Annotated in this window: 21 protein-coding genes; 9 read left to right on the top strand and 12 right to left on the bottom strand. The window is 41.9% G+C overall.

What is annotated here, in order from left to right:
- Positions 1-20 precede the first annotated feature (20 nt).
- The 3 genes from RT138_RS10440 to RT138_RS10430 are packed head-to-tail and all read right to left on the bottom strand — an operon-like array spanning position 21 to position 3,174.
- Positions 21-2,528, bottom strand: coding sequence for a TraG family conjugative transposon ATPase (locus RT138_RS10440; protein ID WP_293885567.1), 2,508 nt, complete (start codon positions 2,526-2,528; stop codon positions 21-23).
- Positions 2,525-2,857, bottom strand: a complete 333-nt coding sequence (locus RT138_RS10435; RefSeq protein WP_099372171.1) for a DUF4133 domain-containing protein — start codon at positions 2,855-2,857, stop codon at positions 2,525-2,527. The genes RT138_RS10440 and RT138_RS10435 overlap by 4 nt, the downstream gene beginning before the upstream one ends.
- An 11-nt stretch (positions 2,858-2,868) precedes the next feature.
- Positions 2,869-3,174 (bottom strand): DUF4134 domain-containing protein, encoded by a 306-nt coding sequence (locus RT138_RS10430; protein ID WP_099372170.1) that lies wholly within the window; start codon positions 3,172-3,174, stop codon positions 2,869-2,871.
- Positions 3,175-3,761: 587 nt separating this feature from the next.
- Between RT138_RS10430 and RT138_RS10425 the strand changes: the two genes are divergently transcribed.
- Together RT138_RS10425 and RT138_RS10420 are read left to right on the top strand one after the other, a co-directional pair.
- Positions 3,762-5,933 carry a TonB-dependent receptor gene (locus RT138_RS10425; protein ID WP_099372168.1) on the top strand — a complete coding sequence of 724 codons (2,172 nt, stop codon included), beginning with the start codon at positions 3,762-3,764 and terminating at the stop codon, positions 5,931-5,933.
- Positions 5,934-5,937: 4 nt separating this feature from the next.
- Positions 5,938-6,732 carry a cation transporter gene (locus RT138_RS10420; RefSeq protein ID WP_099372167.1) on the top strand — a complete coding sequence of 265 codons (795 nt, stop codon included), beginning with the start codon at positions 5,938-5,940 and terminating at the stop codon, positions 6,730-6,732.
- A 60-nt stretch (positions 6,733-6,792) separates the two neighbouring features.
- Here the strand turns inward: RT138_RS10420 and RT138_RS10415 are convergent, their stop codons facing one another.
- From RT138_RS10415 to RT138_RS10400, 4 genes are read right to left on the bottom strand one after another with little or no spacing between them, the layout of a single operon-like run.
- Positions 6,793-7,431, bottom strand: a complete 639-nt coding sequence (locus tag RT138_RS10415) for a conjugal transfer protein TraD (protein ID WP_099372166.1) — start codon at positions 7,429-7,431, stop codon at positions 6,793-6,795.
- 2 nt (positions 7,432-7,433) lie between these two features.
- Positions 7,434-7,709, bottom strand: a complete 276-nt coding sequence (locus RT138_RS10410) for a DUF3408 domain-containing protein (RefSeq protein ID WP_293885560.1) — start codon at positions 7,707-7,709, stop codon at positions 7,434-7,436.
- Between the two features lie 11 nt (positions 7,710-7,720).
- Positions 7,721-8,143 (bottom strand): DUF3408 domain-containing protein, encoded by a 423-nt coding sequence (locus tag RT138_RS10405; RefSeq protein ID WP_099372164.1) that lies wholly within the window; start codon positions 8,141-8,143, stop codon positions 7,721-7,723.
- A 5-nt stretch (positions 8,144-8,148) separates the two neighbouring features.
- Positions 8,149-8,916 carry a ParA family protein gene (locus RT138_RS10400; protein WP_313190631.1) on the bottom strand — a complete coding sequence of 256 codons (768 nt, stop codon included), beginning with the start codon at positions 8,914-8,916 and terminating at the stop codon, positions 8,149-8,151.
- Between the two features lie 138 nt (positions 8,917-9,054).
- On the opposite strand from RT138_RS10400, the gene RT138_RS10395 reads away from it, so the two are divergent.
- From RT138_RS10395 to mobB, 3 genes are all read left to right on the top strand, one after another.
- Entirely contained in the window at positions 9,055-9,384 is a 330-nt protein-coding gene (locus RT138_RS10395; RefSeq protein WP_313190630.1) for a hypothetical protein, read from the top strand.
- A 274-nt stretch (positions 9,385-9,658) separates the two neighbouring features.
- On the top strand, positions 9,659-10,096 hold the full coding sequence (mobA, locus tag RT138_RS10390; RefSeq protein ID WP_160370907.1) for a conjugal transfer protein MobA: 438 nt from the start codon (positions 9,659-9,661) through the stop codon (positions 10,094-10,096).
- Position 10,097: 1 nt separating this feature from the next.
- Positions 10,098-11,396, top strand: a complete 1,299-nt coding sequence (mobB, locus tag RT138_RS10385) for a conjugal transfer protein MobB (protein WP_313190629.1) — start codon at positions 10,098-10,100, stop codon at positions 11,394-11,396.
- A gap of 158 nt (positions 11,397-11,554) precedes the next feature.
- On the opposite strand, the gene RT138_RS10380 is transcribed toward mobB, so the two are convergent.
- On the bottom strand, positions 11,555-12,325 hold the full coding sequence (locus RT138_RS10380) for an aminoglycoside 6-adenylyltransferase (protein ID WP_149914634.1): 771 nt from the start codon (positions 12,323-12,325) through the stop codon (positions 11,555-11,557).
- Between the two features lie 285 nt (positions 12,326-12,610).
- Here RT138_RS10380 and mobC point away from each other — a divergent pair, with 285 nt between their 5' ends.
- The 4 genes from mobC to RT138_RS10360 all read left to right on the top strand — a co-directional run bounded on the left by mobC (position 12,611) and on the right by RT138_RS10360 (position 17,982).
- The gene (mobC, locus tag RT138_RS10375) at positions 12,611-14,614 is read left to right on the top strand and encodes a conjugal transfer protein MobC (RefSeq protein WP_149914633.1); all 2,004 of its coding nucleotides are present in this window, start codon (positions 12,611-12,613) and stop codon (positions 14,612-14,614) included.
- Between the two features lie 205 nt (positions 14,615-14,819).
- Positions 14,820-16,097, top strand: a complete 1,278-nt coding sequence (locus tag RT138_RS10370; RefSeq protein WP_149914632.1) for an MFS transporter — start codon at positions 14,820-14,822, stop codon at positions 16,095-16,097.
- A gap of 51 nt (positions 16,098-16,148) precedes the next feature.
- A complete protein-coding gene (gene mph / locus RT138_RS10365; RefSeq protein WP_045754347.1) occupies positions 16,149-17,033 on the top strand; it encodes an Mph(E)/Mph(G) family macrolide 2'-phosphotransferase in 885 nt (294 codons plus the stop codon).
- Positions 17,034-17,154: 121 nt separating this feature from the next.
- The gene (locus RT138_RS10360) at positions 17,155-17,982 is read left to right on the top strand and encodes an RteC domain-containing protein (protein ID WP_160370905.1); all 828 of its coding nucleotides are present in this window, start codon (positions 17,155-17,157) and stop codon (positions 17,980-17,982) included.
- A 161-nt stretch (positions 17,983-18,143) separates the two neighbouring features.
- Here the strand turns inward: RT138_RS10360 and RT138_RS10355 are convergent, their stop codons facing one another.
- The 4 genes from RT138_RS10355 to RT138_RS10340 form a co-directional block, all read right to left on the bottom strand.
- Positions 18,144-20,228 (bottom strand): DNA topoisomerase, encoded by a 2,085-nt coding sequence (locus tag RT138_RS10355; RefSeq protein WP_313190628.1) that lies wholly within the window; start codon positions 20,226-20,228, stop codon positions 18,144-18,146.
- 105 nt (positions 20,229-20,333) lie between these two features.
- Positions 20,334-21,776: a DUF3945 domain-containing protein gene (locus tag RT138_RS10350; RefSeq protein WP_313190627.1), complete on the bottom strand. Its 1,443-nt coding sequence runs from the start codon at positions 21,774-21,776 to the stop codon at positions 20,334-20,336.
- A 61-nt stretch (positions 21,777-21,837) separates the two neighbouring features.
- Positions 21,838-22,173, bottom strand: a complete 336-nt coding sequence (locus RT138_RS10345; RefSeq protein WP_293885519.1) for a helix-turn-helix domain-containing protein — start codon at positions 22,171-22,173, stop codon at positions 21,838-21,840.
- A gap of 264 nt (positions 22,174-22,437) precedes the next feature.
- Positions 22,438-23,286 (bottom strand): RteC domain-containing protein, encoded by an 849-nt coding sequence (locus tag RT138_RS10340; RefSeq protein ID WP_313190626.1) that lies wholly within the window; start codon positions 23,284-23,286, stop codon positions 22,438-22,440.
- Positions 23,287-23,417: the final 131 nt, after the last annotated feature.

The raw sequence follows: 23,417 nt of genomic DNA, 5'->3' as shown, positions 1-23,417 counted from the left end.
GTTCTGATTTTTTTAAATGATTAATAACTATTTGATTTTTCACGTCTTTGGAGGGCGATACGCTTAATGGCTTGTTCTACATTGCCGTCCAGTTCGGATGCCAGTTGCATGACCTCCATTTTTTCCGTTTCCTCCGTGGTGTACGCTAAGTATTCTTCGAGCGATACCTCTGTGGCATACACGGCGGAATGCGTACCGCCAAGCCCAATCCACACCTCTTTGTAAAGCCTTGACGGGTCGTTGTTCATGTTGATGGAAAGGATTTGGGATTTTTCCTTTTCCGTCAGTCCGAGCATCGCTTGGATGTCGTCAAACTTATTCATGTACTTGCGTTGGTCTAAGAGGATTTTACAGTCGGAATTGTTGATGATACTTTCCTTGACCACGGGTGACTGGATGATGTCATCCACTTCCTGCGTGACCACGATAGCCTCACCAAAAAATTTGCGAACGGTCTTAAAAAGGTACTTGATGTACTCTGCCATTCCCTCTTTGGCAATGGCTTTCCATGCTTCCTCAATGAGTATCAGTTTACGCACACCTTTGAGCCTGCGCATCTTGTTGATGAAGACCTCCATAATGATAATGGTCACTATGGGAAAGAGGATTTTGTGGTCTTTAATCGCATCAATTTCAAACACGATAAAGCGTTTGGAAAGCAGGTCAAGTTGCTTGTCTGAATTGAGCAGGTAATCGTACTCGCCACCACGATAGTAAGGCTCTAATACGTTGAGGAAACCTGCAACGTCAAAGTCTTTTTCCCTTACCTGTTTTTCTTTCAGTACTTTTTTGTAATCACCTTTTACATACTCATAAAATCCATTGAAAGAGGGATATTCACCGCTTTGCTTGATACGGTCGATGTAACCGCTCACGGCATTGGATAACGCCACTTCCTCTGAACGGGTCGGCGGTTCATCGTCACGCTTCCAAAGTGTAAGGATGAGCGTTTTGATACTTTCCCTTTTCTCAATGTCGAATACGCCGTCATCCGTATAAAACGGGTTGAATGCAATCGGGTTGTCCTCTGTGTAGGTAAAATACACACCATCTTCACCTTTGGTCTTTCCCTTAATCAACTCGCACAGTCCTTGATAGGAATTACCTGTGTCCACGAGCAGGACGTGTGCGCCCTGTTCGTAGTATTGGCGCACCATGTGATTGGTGAAAAAAGACTTGCCCGAACCCGATGGCCCCAAAATAAATTTGTTGCGGTTCGTGATAATGCCTTTTTTCATGGGCAGGTCGGAAATGTCCAAGTGGATGGGTTTGCCCGTGAGCCTGTCCGCCATTTTTATACCGAAAGGCGATGGCGAACTTTGGTAGTTGGTTTCCTCGGTGAAGAAACATAATGCAGGTTCGATGAACGTATAGAAACTTTCCTCTGCCGGAAAATCGCCTGCATTGCCAGGCATGCCTGCCCAATACAGCGTGGCAACATCCACCGTGTTATGCCTCGGTCTGCATTCCATCAAAGCGAGCGCACTGCCCGTGTCGTTCTTTAGCTGTTTGAGTTCGCTTGGATTATCCGACCACGCCATCACATTGAAGTGCGCACGGATGGAGGATAGCCCGAAGCTGTGCGCTTCGTTCAGATACCTTTCAATCCACTCTTTGTTAATCTGATTGGCACGGCTATACCTTGCCAGTGAGTGCATATTACGGGCTGACTTTTCAAACTTGCGCAGGTTCTCATCGCTGTTATCCAAAAACAGGTACTGGTTATAGATATGGTTACAGCTAAGGAGCAAGCCCACGGGAGAGGCAAAGGACAACAGGCAATCGCTCCTGTCCGTGGACAGCTTTTCATACCTTGTATTTGCCGATACCGTGCCCGGCAAATCGTCCGTATCGGACAGGGTGTGCAGGCACAGCCTTTTGTTGCCGATACGCACATCTTCACTGCCCAAAGCTATATCCTGCATGGGCGTTCCGGCTTCCCTCGACAGGGTAAGGTACTGTTCGAGCAGACCCTGTGTGTCGCTTGTGCCGATGATGTCATCCTCGGTCAAGCGTTCCAGTTTCACAAAACCGCTATCATTGATAATCCGCTCAAACTGTGCAACCGTCTCCATGAAACGGCGGACGGTTTCTTTATCCCGAATTTCTTTCGGGATGAGGACACCTCTGCAAAGCGAACTAAAGTTGCTCTGCATCCGCATCCGCTCTTTGGTTGTCTTGGTGAGGAACAGGTAGCAGTAATGGTTTAAAAAAGGACGTTCGTTGAAATGCTGTTGATAGGACTTTGCAAGAAAACTCTGGTCGTTCTGTGCAATATCCGGCGCATAACTTTCCTTGATGTACCAATCCTGTTTGTGGACAATGGTATAGTCCGGCAGGGTCTTGATAGCCTTGTGCCATGCCGAGTGTATGGCATCGTACTCCGCCGATGCCACAGTGAACAGTTCCGGCAGGTGTACCCGAAAGCAAGCCGTGATGTCTGCATCCTTTGAAATGATGCAGTTGTGTTCCACCGCCAGTAATGGAAACTTGCTTTCCAACGTTGTGACTTTTGCAGTATTTCTCATAGGGTATTGGATTTAGTGTTGAACTTCAAATAGCGGTGTACAGCTCTGCGACAGATGATGTATTTCGGATGTCTTTTCTTTGCCCCGACTTTCATCAAGCCATGTTCGCCGTATTTGCCGTTCAATGCGAATGTCTGCCACACGATGAGCGATGCACCGCCTGCTCCGATGAACAGACAGATGTAAGAGTTTACACCTGCCATGTACATAATCATGACGAGGACAAGCACACCGAGCAAGCCTCCGGCGAAAATGAACAGGTACTGTGCTTTCAGTCCTTTGAACTCGACCGTTCTCCCAATGCCTTTATTGATATTGTAATTGCTCATAATACGCCAGTTTAAAGGAAGAATGAGCGGAGAATGGTCGCCGCTACGATTAAGAAGATACAAGCCCCGAACCACGACGCAGCCGTCTTGCTTGTATCGGGGTCACCGCTACTAAATTTGTTGTACACCTTTACACCTCCGATTAGCCCAACCACCGCCCCAATCGCATAGATGAGTTGAGTTGCAGGGTCGAAGTAACTCGTTACCATCTGCGTGGCTTCTTGGATGCCTGCCGAGCCGTCGCCCTGTGCGAACACACCGAATGCTGACAGTAACGCAACGCCTGTCAGCGACACTTTTTTGCTTCGTTTTTCCATGATTTAACTGAATTAATTTGTTACTAATTCCCACACCTTGCGGGCTTTCGCAACAAAAGTCTTATGAAAATCGAAGCGTTATGGGAAACTGGAAATCAGCGGAATTAATTGGCAGGGTATGGCGATTTAGATAAAGAAAAAAGGTTTATATCTACAGGATAATGTTTACAAAGGGAAAGGTTTTTACTATCTTCGCATAATGAAATATTTATCATTCATATTAGCTTTAATGGTGTTGATTTTATCAACAGCACCGTGCTTTATGGAAGATAAATGCCATGACCGAACATTTCAGATAGCAGACAACCAAGAACAGAATGAAGATGATTGTGATAAAGAATGTTGCTCGCCTTTTTTCACTTGCAAAACGTGTACAGGGTTTGTAGTAACTTTACTTCATTTTTCAATTCCACACGTTGTCAAGCAACCTGAAATGAAAATAAGCAGAATAATAGCATCACCTGTTTCAGACTTCCCCTTTTCTGTTTGGCATCCCCCACAGCTTGTGTAATATGTAGTGCTTTCAGCACAGTTTATTACTTGCGGTGCATAGCACCGCAATCATTCATTTAATCATTATTTTTTCAATGAAAAGAATATTAATTGTGTCATTTTTTATGGCACTCGGTTTTTGTGCATTTGCACAAAACACATTCAAAGCTGTAATTAAAGACAGCGAAAAAAAAGAGCCTTTAATGGGAGTAACCGTACAGATTACAGGAACTGCAATTGCAACAACATCTAATGAAAACGGACAAATCACTTTATTAGATATTCCCAACGGACTGCAATCAATACATTTTAGCTATATCGGTTTTAATGAACGCATCGATAATTTTCAATTTCCGTTAACGGACACCAGTGTTGTTGAAATCCTACTCGATGATAGTTCCGAACAATTGGAGGAAGTTGTCATTTCATCCACAAGAAGCACGAGAACCATCCAAAATATCCCTACACGTATTGAATTTATTGGTGGTGAGGAATTGGATGAAAAAGGCAACATGAAAGCCGGTGACATCCGTATGCTTTTGAGTGAAAGTACAGGTATTCATGTGCAAACGACATCGCCCACAAGTGCCAATGCAAGTATTCGTATCCAAGGACTTGACGGACGATATACGCAAATCTTAAAAGACGGTTTTCCGATTTATTCGGGTGCTTCGAGTGGGTTAGGTTTGTTGCAAATTCCACCACTTGACTTAAAGCAAGTTGAACTTATTAAGGGTTCAACTTCCACGCTGTACGGTGGTGGAGCAATAGCAGGTTTGGTCAATCTAATTTCCAAGACACCGACAGAAGAGAGGGATTTGCGTTTTCATTTAAATGGGACATCAGGTAGAGGTTTAGACATCAATGGTTTTTACGGACAAAAATTCAATAAAATTGGAACAACCATATTTGCTTCACACAATCGTAACGTAGCTTACGACCCTGCAAAAATCGGACTTTCTGCCATCCCCCAATTTGAAAGGTATGTGCTGAACCCTAAATTATTTGTTTACTTCAATGATAGAACAAAAATGAACTTTGGCATTAACACCACCATTGAAAACCGTTTGGGTGGCGATATGCTGTACATCAAAGGCAAAGGAGATAATACACATCAATATTTTGAAGAAAACAAAACACAGCGTTATTCTACTCAATTTGTTTTTGACCATACGGTAAATGAAAACAGTTTTATACAAGTAAAAAATAGCGTAAGTTATTTTAACCGCAATACAGCTATTCCCAATTACGAGTTTGAGGGAACACAAACGGCGACTTTTACAGAAGCAAGTTATACCCACAGCAAAGAAAAATCGGAATGGGTGACAGGTGTTAATCTTTGGACGGACAATTTTAAGGAAAAACAGATGACCACATTTCCGATGAGGGATTACACCCAGACGACTTTTGGCGCTTTTGTGCAAAATTCTTTTGAGGCTACGGATTGGCTTCAAATGGAAGCGGGTTTAAGAACGGATTATGTGGTCGATTACGGAGCAGTTTTTTTACCAAGAGTTTCGGCATTGTTTCAGATTGCAAACGGATTGACTTCACGTATCGGGGGTGGATTTGGCTACAAAACACCAACCATTTTTACCGAAGAAAGCGAACGCATACAATATCAAAACGTAATGCCTATTGACGATAATACCAATAAATTAGAAAGAAGTTACGGAGCAAATGCAGACATCAACTATCGTACTAATATTAGTGATGACTGGACTTTTAGCATCAATCATTTATTCTTTTACACCTATTTGGATAATCCTTTGTTACTTCAAAATATAGCGGCAAACACTTATCAATTTATCAACTCCTCCGGCTACATCCATACCAAAGGAACAGAAACTAATATCAAAATCGGCTATGACGATTTGAAACTGTTTTTGGGCTACACCTTTACCGATACCCGCTTGATTGAAAACGGAATAACTACCGACAATCCGCTAACCCCAAAACATCGGGTTAATTCTGTATTGATGTATGAAATAGAAGACGAATGGAAGATTGGTTTGGAAGCCTATTATTTCAGTCCGCAAAAGCTGAACGACGGGACAGCAGGAAAAGAGTATTGGATGTGTGGCTTTATGGCTGAAAAGATTTGGGAAAGATTTTCTTTGTACATCAACTTTGAAAATTTCCTTGATACAAGACAGACACGTTTTGACAACATTTATACAGGAACGATAACCAACCCTGTTTTTAAAGACATCTATGCACCATTGGACGGATTTGTAATTAACGGAGGGATAAAATTTAGACTTTAAAAACATGAATAAAACGATATTTAATATAACTAAAATGGATTGCCCAAGTGAAGAGCAATTAATTCGTATGAAATTGCAAAATTTCGATACGGTAAAGTCATTAGATTTTGATATTCCTAATAGAAAATTGAATGTTTATCATAGTGGAAACCCAGAGCCGATTTTTTCGGCTTTGGAAGCACTGAACCTGAATACAACATTACTTTCCACCGAAGAAAATAACGCAGTTATTGAAACAGATACACACAATAACCAACGAAAACTACTTTGGGCTGTACTGATTATTAACTTCCTTTTCTTTGGATTAGAAATGCTGTTCGGTATTTTTTCCAATTCAATGGGGTTGGTAGCAGACAGCTTGGATATGCTTGCCGACAGTATTGTTTACGCATTGGCTTTGTTTGCTGTTGGGGGGACGATTTTAAGGAAAAACAACATTGCCAAATTTGCAGGTTACTTTCAAATTCTATTAGCGGTTATCGGTTTCGTTGAAGTTATCAGACGTTTTATCGGAATAGAAACGATGCCCGATTTCAAAACAATGATTATTGTTTCTATTTTGGCGCTGATAGCTAACGTACTTTGTCTTTACCTATTGCAAAAGAACAAAAGTAAAGAAGCACACATGCAGGCTTCAATGATTTTTACGTCAAACGATGTTATTATTAATTCGGGCGTTATTGTCGCAGGCCTTTTGGTCAATTGGCTTAATTCCAGTTATCCTGATTTGATTATCGGAGTGATTGTATTTGTCGTTGTAGCAAGGGGAGCGTATAGGATATTGAAGTTGGCAAAGTGAATGTAAAAATAAATAGAGCCTGAAAAGCTAAATTTCAGGCTCTATTAAAATAATTCTGTGTCAGACAAACTCCCCAATATCAAAACCCTCCAAATCACTTTTCCGCAAATCGGGAGAACTGAAATCCGTTCCGGCGGAGAGGCTCTTATCCAACAATTCTGCAATCTTCCGTGAAGCCCCCTCCATTGAGTTTTCGAGCAGACCGAACAATTCCGTTCCATGTAATCGCTGAACTATATCCACCGCTTTCTGTTGCAGGGCAGGCTCTGGTGCCTCTTGCTCCAACCATGCCCCCACGGTCGTCAGTTCATCAAAGGTAACCCCTGTGGCAAACTCATTGTCGCTGTCCTCAAACCCGTATTCATCCCATTCGTCTTCCTCATTTTCAAAATCGGACATACTCCCGAAAACTTCATCCGGCTCACCCTCAATCTGCGGATTTTCCAATCCAAAACCTATCCCGTAGGTTTCTGTTCCAAAATTATCAGCTATCCCGTCACGTTCGCCCGATTGGCTCTTTGTGGCATTCAGTGGCAAGGTGTGGCGTTCCACGGGCTTGGGAAGACCCATAATATCCGGCAGGTCGGGGCTTTCCTTTTCCGGCTTTAACTCCTTGCGGACGTTCTTATGGATGACCACCTTATCTTTCAGCAAAAGGATAATGACGATGATAAGGCATATTACAATCAATGTTTCCATAGCTATAAGATTGGCTTTTGGTTTCGGGCATGGATTGTATTTATTTCCTCGCCGAAATCCTCAAAGTGGTGTTTCAATACACTGTGCAGGTAATCGGTAAGCGTAATATCTCCCTCTCCGAGAATACAGACGATACGGGATAGTTTCTTGTGGAAGTCCGGGCAGATATATACCGACTTTCCGCACCGTGCTACAACACCGGTCGGTCTTAAAAAAGCTGACTTATATCGGGCAATTTGCAGTACCTTTTTAGGTTGGTTTTGCTGTTCCTTTTTCATAATCGAATATTTTAAAAAATGGGTTTAAACTTATTGTTGAAATCATCGGTGATGGCTTTCTCGAACTGTTCAAAATGATGTTCGAGAATATTGTCCAAATAGGCATATAGGGGTATCTTATCCTCGCCGATAACCTGCACGATACGGGAAAGCCGTTCGTGGTATTCCTGCCGGATGTAGATGCTCTTATCGCCACGGCGTGTCATGGTATGGCTGTTGAGAAAACGCTCACCATAGCCTGTGCCGGAAGCCCTTTTTTGTCGGGTACGCTCTTTGGTTACGGGCTTTTCCGTAATGGTTTCCTTTGTCGGCTCTGCGCTCGGCTCTTGGGGGGCTACCGCCTGTTGGGGCTTCTTTGTTTCACCTGCCATAATGGACATGAGATATGCCTCGTCAATCGGGGCATTCGGCTTTTTCTTGTTTTCGTTGTCCATAGCAGTTAAAATTTGACGGTTCTTAGAAATTCATTGATGAACAAATCCAAGCCGGAGGCTTTCATCAATCTTTTATCGGGAGGTAACAGCGTGGAGCGGAAGACGGTCTTTGCCGTTGCTTCACTTTCCTTGCGGAAACGCTTGCTGTCGGAAATACGTGTTTCCATCGCTTGCAGTCCGACCTCCTTAATGACATTGCCGTAGATTTCGTACAGGTGCGATTTTTCCCTGCCATCGACCATGTTCCAAAACAGCCTTATGGTTTCGATGGAGGTCTGCCCGTGTTTCATAAGGACGTTGGTCAGCACATCGGTAAAGCTCAATGTACTTTCCATAACCACACGGTCTGCCGTGATGGGCGAAAAGATATGGTGCATTCCTGCCAGTGTATTCAGTAAGCCCAAAGTGTTCACCGTGCCCGTCAAGTCGAAGAAGACCATATCCACGGGAACAGCCGAGGACTGTATAAATGCTTCCGCATCCGTTAGGGCATTGTCGGCCCTACTTTGCAATACCGGATAGGCTTTCTTGTTGATGGTCGAGAATTGGCGGTGTGCCAGTTTTTTCAATATCTCGTTCTGCATGACCGCTTTCAAATCCCGTTCTCGCATCTGACAGATGCTGTGCTGTGGGTAATCGCAGTCAAAGACGGCTACGTTATAACCCATTTGGTAATGGAGTATGCTTGCCGTAACGGTTGTAAACGTGCTTTTTCCAACGCCTCCTTTTTGGCTTGAAAAAGCAATGAATTTTGTCCTGTTTGTTGCTTCCATTTCTATTCTATTTTTAAGTTTCTATTTCCGTGGACTGCCTGCCGTCCTGCATGGAACGGGGCTGTCATCCCTGCACGCTCTCCGGCGGTCTTGATACAATGCCGTCTGTCCGGCTTGCCGTCATCCATTCAGTCAGCCGTGCCGTCATTCCGGCTTCCATACAGGCAAGACCGATGGCTTGCCTGTCGTCCTGCCCGATGGAATGGCTACCGGATAGCGTTCATGCCGTCCGGTCTGCCTGCCGTTTGGAATGCCGTCATGCGTTCCGGCATTCCTGCGCTCCGTCATTCAGCATTGCCATCGGGAGCGGATGCCTGCAAACAGGCTTGCGTGACTGATAGCACAAAGAAGCAGGTTATTCCGATGCACTCTTTTAATGCGGTAGTTTGGGGCATTTGTTGGCAATGTTTGGTCGGGAGTAATAGGGCAATGCTTTGGAAAAGCTACCCTTACTTTGTAAAGGCTTAAATTCAAGAGGTGAATGGAAAAGTCATTGGAGAATGGAAACTATTGGCGGAACGGCACAAAGCCGTTTTTTTCCGCTTTACCCAATCCGACCCGTAGGGCGGATTTTCTGTTCACCCGAACAGAGCAAGTTATGTTTTGAGATGCTCGAAATAAATTCCGCATCTCAAAACCACTTGCCCTTGCAGGGGGCTTGGAAAACACCCTCCGAAGTCGGGGTTTATGATAATTAACTAAAGTTGAGCTCGCTGAAGCTCGGTTATTAATGGATTTAGATATGGAAAACAACAGAACAAACCGAACAAATAAAGTTGGTCGCAAGCCTAAGAAAGACCCTGCCATCCACCGTTATTCGATTAGTCTCAACGACATGGAAAATGCACAGTTCCTTACGCTGTTCGAGCAATCGGGAATGAAAGTAATGGCACATTTTATTACAGCCTGCATTTTTCAGAAGCCAATCAAGACCATAAAAATTGATATGGATGCAGTCGATTTTCATACGAGGCTGACCAATTTTTACAGCCAGTTCAGAGCCGTTGGCGTGAACTACAACCAAATCGTGAAGATACTTTACCGCAATTTCTCGGAGAAAAAGGCATCGGCTTACCTCTTTAAACTGGAAAAACAGACCGCAGAAATGGCGGACTTGTGCCGGAAAGTGATTGAGCTAACACAGGAATTTGAAAAAGAACACCTGCAAAAACACAGATAAGATGATAGCAAAGATTGGCAAGGGTGAGAATTTGTACGGTGCAATTTCATACAACCAAAAGAAAATTGATAGTGAAAACAGGCAGGTTTTGTTGTTGAACAGAATACCCGAAACGTTGGATAATACCTATTCGACCAGTTACCTGCACCAGTGTTTTGAGCCGTATCTGTCCGCAAATATCAAAACGGAAAAGCCTGTGCGCCACATATCGCTGAACCCTGATCCTGCGGATAGGGTCAGCGATGGGCAGTTCGTAAAAATGGCGCAGGAGTATATGGAGCGTATGGGGTACGGCAATCAACCTTATGTTGTTTTCAAGCATACCGATATTGAACGTACCCATATCCATATCGTAACGGTCTGTGTGGGTTTGGACGGGAAGAAGTTACCGGATAGTTACGACCATCCACGTTCGATGGCAATCTGTCGGGATTTGGAGCAAACGTATAACCTCATACCTGCAACGGAAAAACAGCGTACCGGAAACGAGCAGGTATTCCGTCCCGTGGATTACAGAGCCGGAGACGTTAAGAGCCAAATCGCATCGGTGGTGCGACACCTGCCGATGTATTACGGGTACGCAAGCCTCGGAGCGTACAACGCGTTGCTTTCGCTTTTCAATATCACCGCAGAGGAAGTCAAAGGGGAATTGCACGGACAGCCCAAAAATGGGCTTGTCTATTTTGCATTGAACGAACCGGGCGAAAAAGCGAGCAATCCTTTTAAGGCATCCCTTTTCGGCAAACAGGCAGGACTGGACGGACTGCAAAACCAATTCGCAAAGGCTAAAGAGAAAATGAAAGCTGACCCCGTAAGAGCCGTACTCAAAAGCACCATTGAAGTGGCAATGCACACCGCTACAAACGAAACCGATTTTAAAAAGCAATTATTGGAGCAGGGCATCAATACCGTGGTACGGCGCAACGATGAGGGGCGTATCTACGGTATGACTTTTATCGACCACGAAAGCCGTACCGTTTGGAACGGTTCAGCTTTGGGCAAAAACCTATCGGCGAATGTCTTTAACGATTGGTGGAACAGGCAGACGGTTGGACAACGCCAAGAAGCTGAAAAAACGAACGCACAAAATCAGTCATCGACCACAGGCAACACCGTAAAGAAAGAGGAAGCCCATTCACTTTTTAACTTCCTTAATAAAGGACAGCAGACCGACGATTTGTTGATAGACGGATTGGGTGGGCTACTGCCGGAGGCACAGGGCGAAGACTACGAGGAACAGGAATTTGACAACCGTATGAAGAAAAAGAAGAAACGCAAAAGGCATGGAAGACAACAATAGCTTTTTTGACCATCAAAGACCAGGATTAACATCTGGTCATTGATGGTTTTAGCTTTGAATGCCACGTTTAACAGAGTGGATGGGTTAACCGCATTTGTCAGAATAGATTACAAGCAATAAACATTTCCCAACCACATAAAGAAATAGAAAATTTCGGCTTATTCAATCCTATGTAGTAGTCGTTTTAGGTCTGTCTTAACACCTAATTCATCAAACAGCTTTTTTGATAAGTTCAATGAATTTTGGAAAGCTGTTTTTAAATTGTCGGCGTCCAAATCAGATGTTGTCAATCTAAATGCTGAATACCAATCTTTATCAATGTCTTTTTCAAGACTTTTTGTCGGACTTTCCCAATGATTGGTTTGATTTGTTGCTATTCGGATTAACCAAAGTAAATACTTTTGTACGTTCGACAGACTTTGGTAAGCGTGAGCGTATTCCTCTCGTTTAATCAAATTGTTTGTTGTCAATAATACATTTAGTAATGATTTACTTAAAAGTAAAATGTTTTCATTTGTAGTTCGGTCGGGGAATTTTGTTTTTATTTGATTAAGCGTTTCAGTCAAAAGACCGTTTTTGTCAATTAAGTTCATTTGGTCAAAATCACTGAACGATACAAAACCCTCCCACGATTTTATAACGTCAATCTCATTTACTGTTAAAAAATGAAATTCGCCTCTAATCAGGTTCTCAAAAATGGCAACTTCACTTCCGTATTCATTCGTAAAATATAACGCTGTCGGATAAATCTGATTTACCCACTTTTCGGCAGAAAAATTTTCTTTGCTTTTCAGAAAAATATAAAACTCGATGTCAGAATATTGGTCGCCCTCATTTTTGGTAAACGAACCATACATTAAAACTGCGGAAACATTTTCGTCTTGTTGAGCTATTGATTTGGTTGTATCAATCATTTGTAACTGTGTCATTGTAATAAATTTAAGTTTGTAATAGATTTCTTCATCACTTATGCAAAAGTGATGAGCTATCATTTCTTTTTTGGACAGTTACTTATAGCTTCATTGGATTAAATATTTTAGTTTTTGTTAGGAACAAAGGTACAAAAAATTGTTCTTGATACTCAATAGCGAGTTTTACCTTTTCTGCTTCTACGATACTCAGCCAAACTAAGCCCCCAAAAGCCATCCGACACCGCTTTGGATAAGCCCTTTTAAATAGCCTCTAAATTTCCTGCATCACTAAAATTTTTTGTTATGCAAGGAGAAGACGATTTGAGAGGATTAGCCAAAATCATGGCTTTTATGCGTGCTGTAAGTATTCTTTTGGTACTGATGCACTTTTATTGGTTCTGTTACGGGTTCTTTGCCGAACGTGGATGGACACTGGAAATTATCGGCAAGATACTGACCAATTTCAACCGTACCGCAGGGCTATTTGCCCACACCCTTTACACCAAGATTTTTGCCTTGCTGTTATTGGCGTTAAGCTGTCTCGGCACTAAAGGCGTAAAGAATGAAAAGATAACATGGGCTAAGATTTACACCGCCTTAGTTATCGGTTTTGTGCTGTTCTTTCTGAACACGCCATTGTTAAAGTTGTCGGCAGGGGTTGCCACATCGCTTTATATCCTTACAACGAGTTTGGGTTATATAGCCTTGCTCATGGCAGGGGTATGGATGAGCCGACTGCTCCGCAACAATCTGATGGACGATGTTTTCAATAATGAAAACGAGAGTTTCCAACAGGAAACCCGTCTGATAGAAAATGAATACTCGGTCAATCTCCCAACGAAGTTTTTTTACAAAGGCAAATGGAACAATGGATGGGTTAATATCGTCAATCCTTTTCGGGCTTCGATTGTGCTTGGTACTCCCGGCTCCGGAAAATCCTACGCCATCGTAAACAACTACATCAAGCAACATATCGAAAAGGGATTTGCGATGTATATCTACGATTTTAAGTTTGACGACCTTTCCACGATTGCCTACAACCATTTGCTGAAACATTCCGATAAGTATAAGGTAAAGCCGAAATTTTATGTTATCAATTTTGACGACCCACGCCGTAGCCACCGATGCAATCCGCTAAGCCCTGCCTTTATGACGGATATATCCGATGCCTACGAAGCCTCTTATACCATCATGCTTAACCTTAACAGGTCGTGGATTTTGAAGCAAGGGGATTTTTTCGTGGAAAGTCCAATTATATTGCTTGCCTCAATCATTTGGTATCTGAAAATCTATGAAGATGGAAAGTATTGTACATTCCCCCATGCTATTGAATTGCTGAATAAAAAATATGCAGACGTTTTTACGATACTGACCTCATATCCCGAACTCGAAAATTACCTGTCGGCTTTCATGGATGCGTGGCAGGGCGGAGCGCAAGACCAATTGCAGGGGCAGATAGCATCGGCAAAAATTCCATTGTCACGGATGATTTCGCCACAGCTTTATTGGGTGATGACGGGTGATGATTTTTCACTGGACATCAACAATCCCCAAGAGCCGAAAATCTTGTGCGTGGGCAATAATCCCGACCGCCAAAATATCTATTCGTCCGCTTTAGGGTTGTACAATTCGAGGATTGTAAAACTCATCAATAAGAAAGATAAGTTAAAGAGTTCCGTTATAATAGACGAGTTGCCTACGATATATTTTCGGGGTTTGGATAATCTTATCGCAACGGCACGTAGCAATAAGGTTGCGGTATGTTTGGGCTTTCAAGACTATTCACAATTGATAAGGGATTACGGCGATAAAGAAAGCAAGGTCATCCAAAATACCGTGGGTAATATTTTTTCCGGTCAGGTAGTGGGCGAAACAGCTAAGAATCTAAGTGAACGCTTTGGAAAAGTGTTGCAGAAAAGGCAAAGCATGACTATCAACCGTAATGACAAATCTACTTCTATATCCACCCAATTGGACAGCCTTATTCCGGCTTCCAAAATATCTACCTTGACACAGGGAATGTTCGTAGGGTCTGTTTCAGATAACTTTGATGAGCGTATCGAGCAGAAAATATTTCATGCTGAAATTGTCGTGGATAACGAAAAGGTTTCTGCCGAGACCAAAGCATATAAGAAGATACCGCAGATATTATCTTTTGCCGATGAAAACGGCAACGACAATATGAAGCAGGTCATTGAAGCCAATTACAGGCAGGTCAAAGCAGACATTGTGCATATTGTAGAAAGCGAAATGGAGCGTATTAAGAACGACCCCGATTTACAGCATTTGATCCAGAATAGCAAATAAAAACTTTGAATGAACTTTTTTATTCATAACGTTTTAACGAACAGTATTTTTTATAACTTTGTACCATGAACTATTCAAATACAGCAATGATGGCTAAGCCTTGGAATAACTAATCCAAGTGTTACTTTAGTACACTTCCCTTCTTAGAAGACAATCATCGTATTGCTCTTCCTTTTTTTGTTGTATAACTATTTCATTAATTTTCATGGAAAATAGAAAATGGGTACAGACCTATGTATTTATATGGTCTGGACAATTTATATCTATGTTGACCAGCAATGCCGTTCAATTTTCAATTATTATTTGGTTGAGTTTAGAGCATAGGTCGGCTGAGGTATTGGCTTTTGCAGGGATATCAGGAATGCTCCCACAAGCTATAATAGGGACTTTTGTTGGTGTCTTTATCGATAGATGGAACCGTAAAAAGGTCTTAATAATGTCTGATATTTTTTTAGCACTGTGCGCATTAACGATGAGCATTCTTCTACGAAATGAAACAGCAAATATCAATTGGATTTATCTTATGTTGGGTTTACGTTCTGTTGGAAATGCGTTCCACTCTCCGGCAATACAGACTATAGCTCCACTTCTTGTGCCAAAAAAAGAATTGATTAGGATAGCAGGAATTAATCAAGTAATACATTCGGTGAGTGGAATAGCTGGTCCAGCAATTGGAACTTTAGCTATCACTTACTTGTCTATTTCCACCGTCTTATACTTAGATATACTTGGAGCAATTATCGCCATTGTATCTTTAGTATTTGTGCATATTCCTCACATCAAAACAAATACAAAGCTTTCAATAAGTTACATTTTGAAAGATTGGAAAGATGGTTTCAAGAATGTTTTAGCGAAGAGAGGTTTAGCTCTACTTTTCTTATACGCAATGATGGTTACATTTTTCATTATGCCAACTGCAATTATGTTTCCTCTATTAACAACTGAATATTACAATGGGGGTAAATGGGAAATGAGTGTGATCGAAATTGCTTGGTCTGTAGGAATGCTATTAGGAGGTGCAGTTTTAGGTTTAGCTAAGATAAAAACTAAAAAAATCATTATGGTTAATTCCATGCATATATTATTAGGAGCTTCTTTTCTATTATGTGGCTTGTTACCATCCACATGGTTTATAGGATATGCTGTAATTACCATATTGGCTGGTATTTCACTATCAATATTTTCAGCCTCATTTACAACGATTATACAATTGGAAATCGCTTCTAACATGTTAGGAAGAGTGTTTTCTATGTACTACAGCTTAGCTGTTTTACCATCGGTTGTAGGTTTGTTATTTACTGGTGCATTAGCTGAAAAAATCGGAATATCAAATTCGTTTTTACTCTCAGGTTCGATAACAATACTAATTGGAATAGTTTCCTTTTTATCGCCTATGTTAATGAAAATTGGTAAATCTAAAAGGGATGTCGGAAAAAGTAACATTATAAGCGGTGAAATATCGCAATTAGTTAATAAGAATTAATTTATAATAATCTATACCGTTTAAATGGGATAGATGCAAAAATAGAAAAAAATGACAATCAAGGATATTCAAATACTTGCAGAAGAGCATGGACTGTTATTAACAGAAAATATAAGATTTAATGAAATGGGTATCGACTTTAGGGTAGGTTTCGCTATAGATAATAAAGGACAGAGGTGGTTACTTCGTATTCCTCGGCGGAATGATATGAGTGAACAAATAGATAAGGAAAAGAGAATTTTACATCTTGTAAAAAAACACCTATCTGTTAAAGTTCCCGATTGGAAGATTACATCTCCAAAATTAATAGCCTATCCACTAATTAAAGAAAAACCTGCACTTACGGTTGATGCGGAAACTTATGGTATGGTTTGGAATATGGATAAAGACAGTCCAAACTATATACAATCATTAGCGAAATCTTTAGTAGAGTTACATGATATTACAGAAGAAGAAGTGATTAAAAATCATCTGAAGATTATGAAGCCGTCTGATTTAAGACCAGAGATTGATAATCAATTAAAAACGGTAAAATCAGAAATAGGGATAAGTTCAGAGCTTGAATTACGCTATAAAAAATGGTTAGATAACGATAAACTATGGCCAGATTTTACACAGTTTATTCATGGTGATTTATATGCAGGACACATACTTACCTCACAGGATGGTATTGTCGCAGGTATTATTGACTGGTCAACAGCCCACTTAGGAGATCCAGCGAATGATTTTTCTGGACATGTAACTATTTTCGGAGAGGCAAGTCTTCGAAAGCTAATTACAGCTTATGAAAATCAAGGTGGTAGAACTTGGGGGCAACTTTATGAACAAGCTATAGAACGAGCTTCTGCATCAGCCTTGGCATATGGGTATTTCGCATTAGAAACTAATGACGAAAATCATATTATGGGAGCAAAAGTTCAATTAGGTGTAATCTAATTATTTTTTCACAAATCAAGACGGATTAATTCCGTCTTGATTTTTTCTGTGTATGAATTGCTTGTAATTCATTAGTTAGAATTTTTATCTATTAAATAGAACAAACAATAATTAACAAAATATGAATAATTATTTCAAAGAAATATTCCATAATCTGGAAACGGCAATCAATGAATTGGAAATTGAAGCCGATTGCTCCATACAACGCATAGAAGCCGTTATACATCTGATTTTGGAATGCCTGTCCGAAGTAAAGGAGCGTATCTTAAAAAAAGGGTTTAAGAATGTTGACGAAGAAATCCGCTTTTTTAAATATCAAAAACCCACCATTGTTGCCAAACTCATTTATTACAATGCTATTTACAAAATCGAGACAAAGAAGCCTTATGGTGCAAAGCCCATAAGAAAGTACCTCAATAGAGAGTTGAAAAAACTAAAAAGGTTCTTTGACAACAACCTCGATTTTTATAAGTATTACCGTAGCAACAATTCCTTTCTTGACGAAAGTTTTTTTGTACGTGGCAAACATGATATAAAGCTGTGGTTGGATACTTATTATTTCCAGTCTGACCAGTCCTTTTCCACTTCGCATGATTACAAGGTCGCCAAGATAATAGCCAACGATTTGATACAGGTTTACATCGAAGACCAGTTGTATAACAAATTCCAAAAAGACAAACCGAAAGCCTTTAAAAAATTGAAATGGACGGGTAGCAAAGTGGCGTTGATAGAATTGATTTATGCTTTGCACTATCAAGATGTATTTGACAAAGGGAACAACGACATAAGAGAAGTCGCTCAATATTTTGAAAGCACATTTGATATTGATTTGGGTAATTTTTATCAGACCTATTTGGAGTTGAGAAACCGGAAGATGAACCGTACTAAATTCCTTGATGCGCTTCGAGAGGAACTTATCAAGAGAATGGACGAGCAGGACGAAAAGTAGGGTTTGGGCGTGCCACCGTCTGCATTTTATCCCCATGCCCAGGCTATCGAAAAAATGCAGACGGGTCGGGCTATCCGCTATATCTTTTGCGGATCTGCGAGGACCGCAAAAGGATGTCGCTTCTATCCCTCACGCTGTATGCCGTCCAAAAAACAAAACATTTATTTCCTTTTTGGTTTCCTGTTTTCAAATTCAAAGGAGGTTTCGGCTTTGTCGTTCATGACGATATAGGCATTGAATTTATTGCCCGAATTGCTTTTCATGCCTTTGATAAGGTTGGTCTTTCCTTTGGTCAAAAGACTTTCTATATCGGCAAGGCTTAATGGCACTCCGCAAACAATACGGAATTGAAGCCAACCACAAGCCTCATCGGGGCATTTTACAACTTTGTGCCAAATCAATAGCTGACGGCACTTGCATTTGGGGCAGGTCAGTTCGGGTTGCTTTTCATGGGGAATGCCCGTGTACAAAAGTTCCCGTGTAATGGAAGTGGCATAGGTTTCCATTTCACGCTGAAAAGCACCTGCATCCGCCTCGTCGTTTTCAATTTTCTGCAATGCCATTTCCCATTCGGCGGTCATGGCTACATCGGCAATCTTTTTGTCCTTTACTGCCCCGTAAACCTGCAATCCCTTATCGGTAGGAATAAGGGATTTCTTTTCACGCCTAATGTAATCCCTCTTAAAAAGCGTTTCGATTATGGAGGCTCTTGTGGCAGGTGTACCGATGCCAATGTCTTTTAGGGCTTTCCGTTCGTCCTCGTTATCAATTTCCTTTCCGGCATTTTCCATTGCGGACAACAGACCTGCCTCGGTGTAAAGCACAGGCGGTTTGGTCTTCTTTTCCAGTACGGATGCCTCTTTGATTTTCAGCTCATCGCCGACCTTTAATTCCGGCAGTTCCTGCACAGATTCGCTGTCCTCATCTGTGAATTTTTCTTTGATGCCACGCCAGCCGGCTTCTATGATTTTACACCCTTTCAGTGTAAAATCATAATGTAGAGCCTGCAATCCGATGTCCGTTATTTCTTTGGTACAGGCAGACGAAAGGGCTTCCAACAGGCGGTGCGCAATCATATCATAGATAACATTTTCGTGTGCAGATAGTTCGGACGGTATTTTTTCGGTAATCAGCAGACCGTGGTGGTCTGTGACCTTTACGTCATTCACGATGCACTTATTGAAACGACCCCATTTCACTTTTCCGACCGCTTTTTTGCAGGAAGCCCGTGCTTCCAAATTCCTTACCAGTGCAGGGATTTCCGACCATATATCTTCGGGGATGTACTTGCTCCCTGTACGGGGATACGTGATAAATTTCTTTTCATATAGGCTTTGGGCAATGTTCAACGTTTCCTCGGCAGTATAGGATGCTCTTTTATTAGCTTCTTTCTGCAATCCCGTTAGGTCGAACAGCAAAGGCGGTTGCTCCTTAACCGTGTTACTCTCGACTGTCGTAACGGTAGCCGTTCTATTACGTTGAATGGATTTCAGCGTATCGTCAGCGAGTTCTCTATCATCCCATTTGGTCTTTGACAGGCTCTTAAAGTCTGTAAATTCTTTGCGGTGTTCCAACTGGATTTGAAAGTATTTCTTGACGGCAAAGTCTTTGTTTTCCAAGTACCGCTTACAGATAAGGGCAAGCGTTGGCGTTTGTACCCTACCAAGCGAGTAAACGCCACGCCCTGCCGAAATACTCAATGCCTGCGAGGCATTGATGCCCACAAGCCAGTCGGCTTTGCTCCGCCCTTGTCCGGCACGGTACAGCCCGTCAAAATCGCTTCCGGCTTTTAGGTTTTCAAAACCCTGTTTAATCGCCTTTTCCGTGAGCGAGCTTATCCATAGACGTTCAAACGGTTTACGGCATTTTAGGTACTCGTAAATGTATCTAAATATGAGTTCGCCCTCACGTCCGGCATCGGTAGCCACGATAATACTATCGCATCTGCCGATGACCTGTTCGATAATATTTAACTGTTTTAATGCCCTATTATCGGGAACATAGCTTTTGTCCTTTTTAATCTTTCGTACCGTCAGTAAAAAAGGGTCGGGCAATATGGGCAGGGCTTCCTTTTGGAAGCCCGATACCCCGTAATCTTCGGGCATCGCCAGTCCGACCAAATGCCCCAATGCCCACGTAACTTCATAGCCGTTCCCTGTGAGGTAGCCATCCCGTTTTTCGGTCGCTCCCAACAGGGTAGCTATTTCCCTTGCTACACTTGGCTTTTCTGCAATGATTGCTTTCATGATATTATCTCTTTTAATGGATTATGTGATGAACAATTCTCTTTGAGAAACCCCTTCGTATTCTGTGAAAGGGGATTTTCCAAAGAAAAATGTTTTTTGATGGTATTATCTTCTTACCCCTCTGGATTTAGCCGGAAGGTTGGGGTCATTCTGCCCTTGCTGTTGTGTTTTATTTTTCGGCGTTTGTTGCTCCGGTTTCAGAGGCTCGTTGATGTGCTTGGTTGCTTCGTTGGTTTTCCCGTTGGAATTTACGGCAACCTGTGTTTTGTGCGCCTCGGCAGGCTGTGCCTTATTTTTCAGCGCATTGGGGTTCTTAAAGCTGAAATCATATTTTCCCGTTTCTTTGTTCAGAGTAACATACCCCTTATACGGCTGTCCTTGCCCATCTTTGAAATCCGAAATGTAAAGGGTTTTACCCTCGTTGAGTTGTTTATACTGTTCATCGGTGAACACTTTATTTCGGAACATTTTCGGGTCGTTTTCCTGTGTTTGCTTGGGTGCTTTGTCGCCAAAAAGGTACTCTGGATATTTTTTGTCGGCATTGAACTGTACATAGGCATTTTTGTTCGTACTGTTCTTAAAATCCAACCCCTCTAAATAAATGGCTTTACCATCTTTCAAATCCTGTTTTTGGTCTTCTGTCAGCTTTACGCCCTTAATCTCATCGGGTACTTTTATCCTGTCTTGCCGGAATGCGATAACCTCGTTCGTTAGGTGGTCGATACTGATAACGGACGGTATCTTTTCGCCTGTCTTACGGTTGGTCAATTCCACTACACGCCCCATATTTCCGGTTTTGAGCAAGTTTTCCCTGTCCTCTTTGGTAAACTCGTGACCAAAGAAAGGGGCTTTGAGGTTCGGCTCATGGCGTACACCGTACATCATAAATACCGCCCTTCCATCCGCACCGCTTTGAAGACCGAGCCTTGCATCTGAACGGAGAATTACCGTATCTAAATTGACACTTACAGGCATTACGAAATTAGTTTTGTAGCCCTTTAGCAAAGTGTCCATTGCCCCCATTTTTTCGAGCGTTTCCCTTTTCACACCAAGTTGCTCTAAAGTTTTCCAGTCAACGTCTTCTGCCTTAAAACGGTATTCGTTTTTCTCCGGCGTTTCCGGTGCTGTCTGTGTTACCTGTGGTGTTTCCACCTCCTTTTTGGTTTCCTGTTGTTGCTCCTTTGGCTCTTTGACCTCGTGCTTTGCCATGACAGCCTCGCCCTCTTTGGTGGGGGCATCGACCTGTTTCTGCATTTCTTTGGCGGTTTCCACCGCTTCCTTTGCAGGTACTTTGAAAAATGAGAAATGGGTCGGGTCTTTAAGCTGTCGCCAAAAGTTGGAGAAGAAATTTGTAAACAAATCTCCGGTTCTGTCAACTCGCATAAATTGGCTTTGGTTTTTCTTGGTGGCATCAACGGTTTTCAGATTGCCGTTTTCGTCAACACCCGTGACGGCTTGGATTTTCTTTTTCTCCTTGTCCATCACCAACAGCACATCCGAAAGCTGTTCGGGATATTGCTGTAGATTTTCATTTGTCTGTTCGTTCATGATATTGATTTTTTTAAAATTTACATTGTCCGAAAGTACTCCTTATGACTCCCCAATCTATTTACCCGTCCTTGGACGGCGGTGTTTGTCCGGGATTTTCTTTTGTACGCCGTATGGGGGCTTTGAAACTTTCCCTAATGAACTGGTGTACATCCGATAGTTTGTAGTACAACTTTCCGCTGATGGTGTAATACGGTAATTTGCCCGTGGAGCGGTATCGTTGCAAAGAGCGGTGGCTGATTTTCAACATGAGGAGCAGGTCTTGGTTGTCCAATAGTTCTTCGCCGTCTATGCTGTGCCGTTCTTTTTTGATGTTTAGGACGTACTCTTTCAAAATATCGAAACGCTCCATGATACGTTCCATCCATGCGATAAATTCCATTCTGTCGATGTTCATAACAATACTTTTTAATGATTTCTAACACCACAAAATTGGAGCGATTGGCGCAGGTTGTCGTCCGATACGTGTCTATCAAAAAGGCACTTTTTTCATTTTTTTACAATTCATGTAAAGTGCTGTTTTTAGGGCCTTTCCACACTTTTCGGTAATGGCTCGGTACGCCATTCGACCAATTTGCCGATAGACACATATCGGCAAATGCACAAAAAAGGACAACACCGATTGATGCTGTCCTTTTTGATGGAAATAGATGACAAAAATTTATAGGTTGTCTTCCCTGTCCATATATTCCTCTAAGCTATATTTGAGTTGATCTAAAAACAATGTCCGTGAGCCTGCACGGGTCTTCATCCGGTGGAAACTGTTATGGATGTCGTTTAGCGAAACACGGAACAGGATTTGGAATACCATACTGATTTTGCGGATGCCTATTTTCCCATGGGAAATGGCATCGCAGGCGTAGAGCGCATAAATCAATTCGATAAGGGCATTTTTCGACTGTGTCCAAAAAACATCTTTGGTTTCCTCATGCTGTAGCAGGACATCGGGATTTTGTTCGGGGCTTAGCTTAGTAGTTAGGTAATTATAGATTAATTCGTTGGCTATGATTTTCGCCACCTTGTAATCAAAGTATGTTGAAAATTTTGTATCAATTTCAAACACGAAGCTATTCAATCCGTCATAGCAGTTGATTTTGCCAAGTGTAAAGTATTGTTCATCTCGGTCTGTTCTGCCGGAACGGTAATAGCGGTAAAAATCGGAATTGCAGACATGCTCCGTATATTCCAGTTTCAATTCACGCAGGTGCATGGCAAAATAGCTCTCATACATATTTCCATTGTTTGCAGGGCATGCAGTTTCTATTCTGAACACTTTGTTGTAATAGATGAGTTTGCCAAGAACGGTCGGTTTTATCTGCTTAAAGAAAAGAATTTCGTCTTCTAATGTTTTGAAGCCCTCGTTTATTATATCTTCTTTGATGTCCCCAAGAAGCTCTTTCAGATAGACCGTCATCCTGTATGCCTCGTCCATAAAACTCGAAGCCGCAGCCGACAATTTACGTTCCTGTTTCTGTATGTCGGAGACGATTTTGTGTAATAGGTGTCTCATAGTACTAAAGGTTTAAAATGAAGCCAATATGCCTCTCCAAATTTTACGATTAGTACCGAGCTTTTTTCATGAGACAGGACGAAGTAGGGGAAGATTTTTCACATATATGGAAAGTCCAATTTGCAAAATAC

The organism is Sphingobacterium sp. (assembly GCF_032065005.1).
GTDB lineage: Bacteria > Bacteroidota > Bacteroidia > Sphingobacteriales > Sphingobacteriaceae > Sphingobacterium.
The sequence above is the reverse complement of the archived record's forward strand: the minus strand, read 5'-3'. Positions and strand labels throughout refer to the sequence as shown.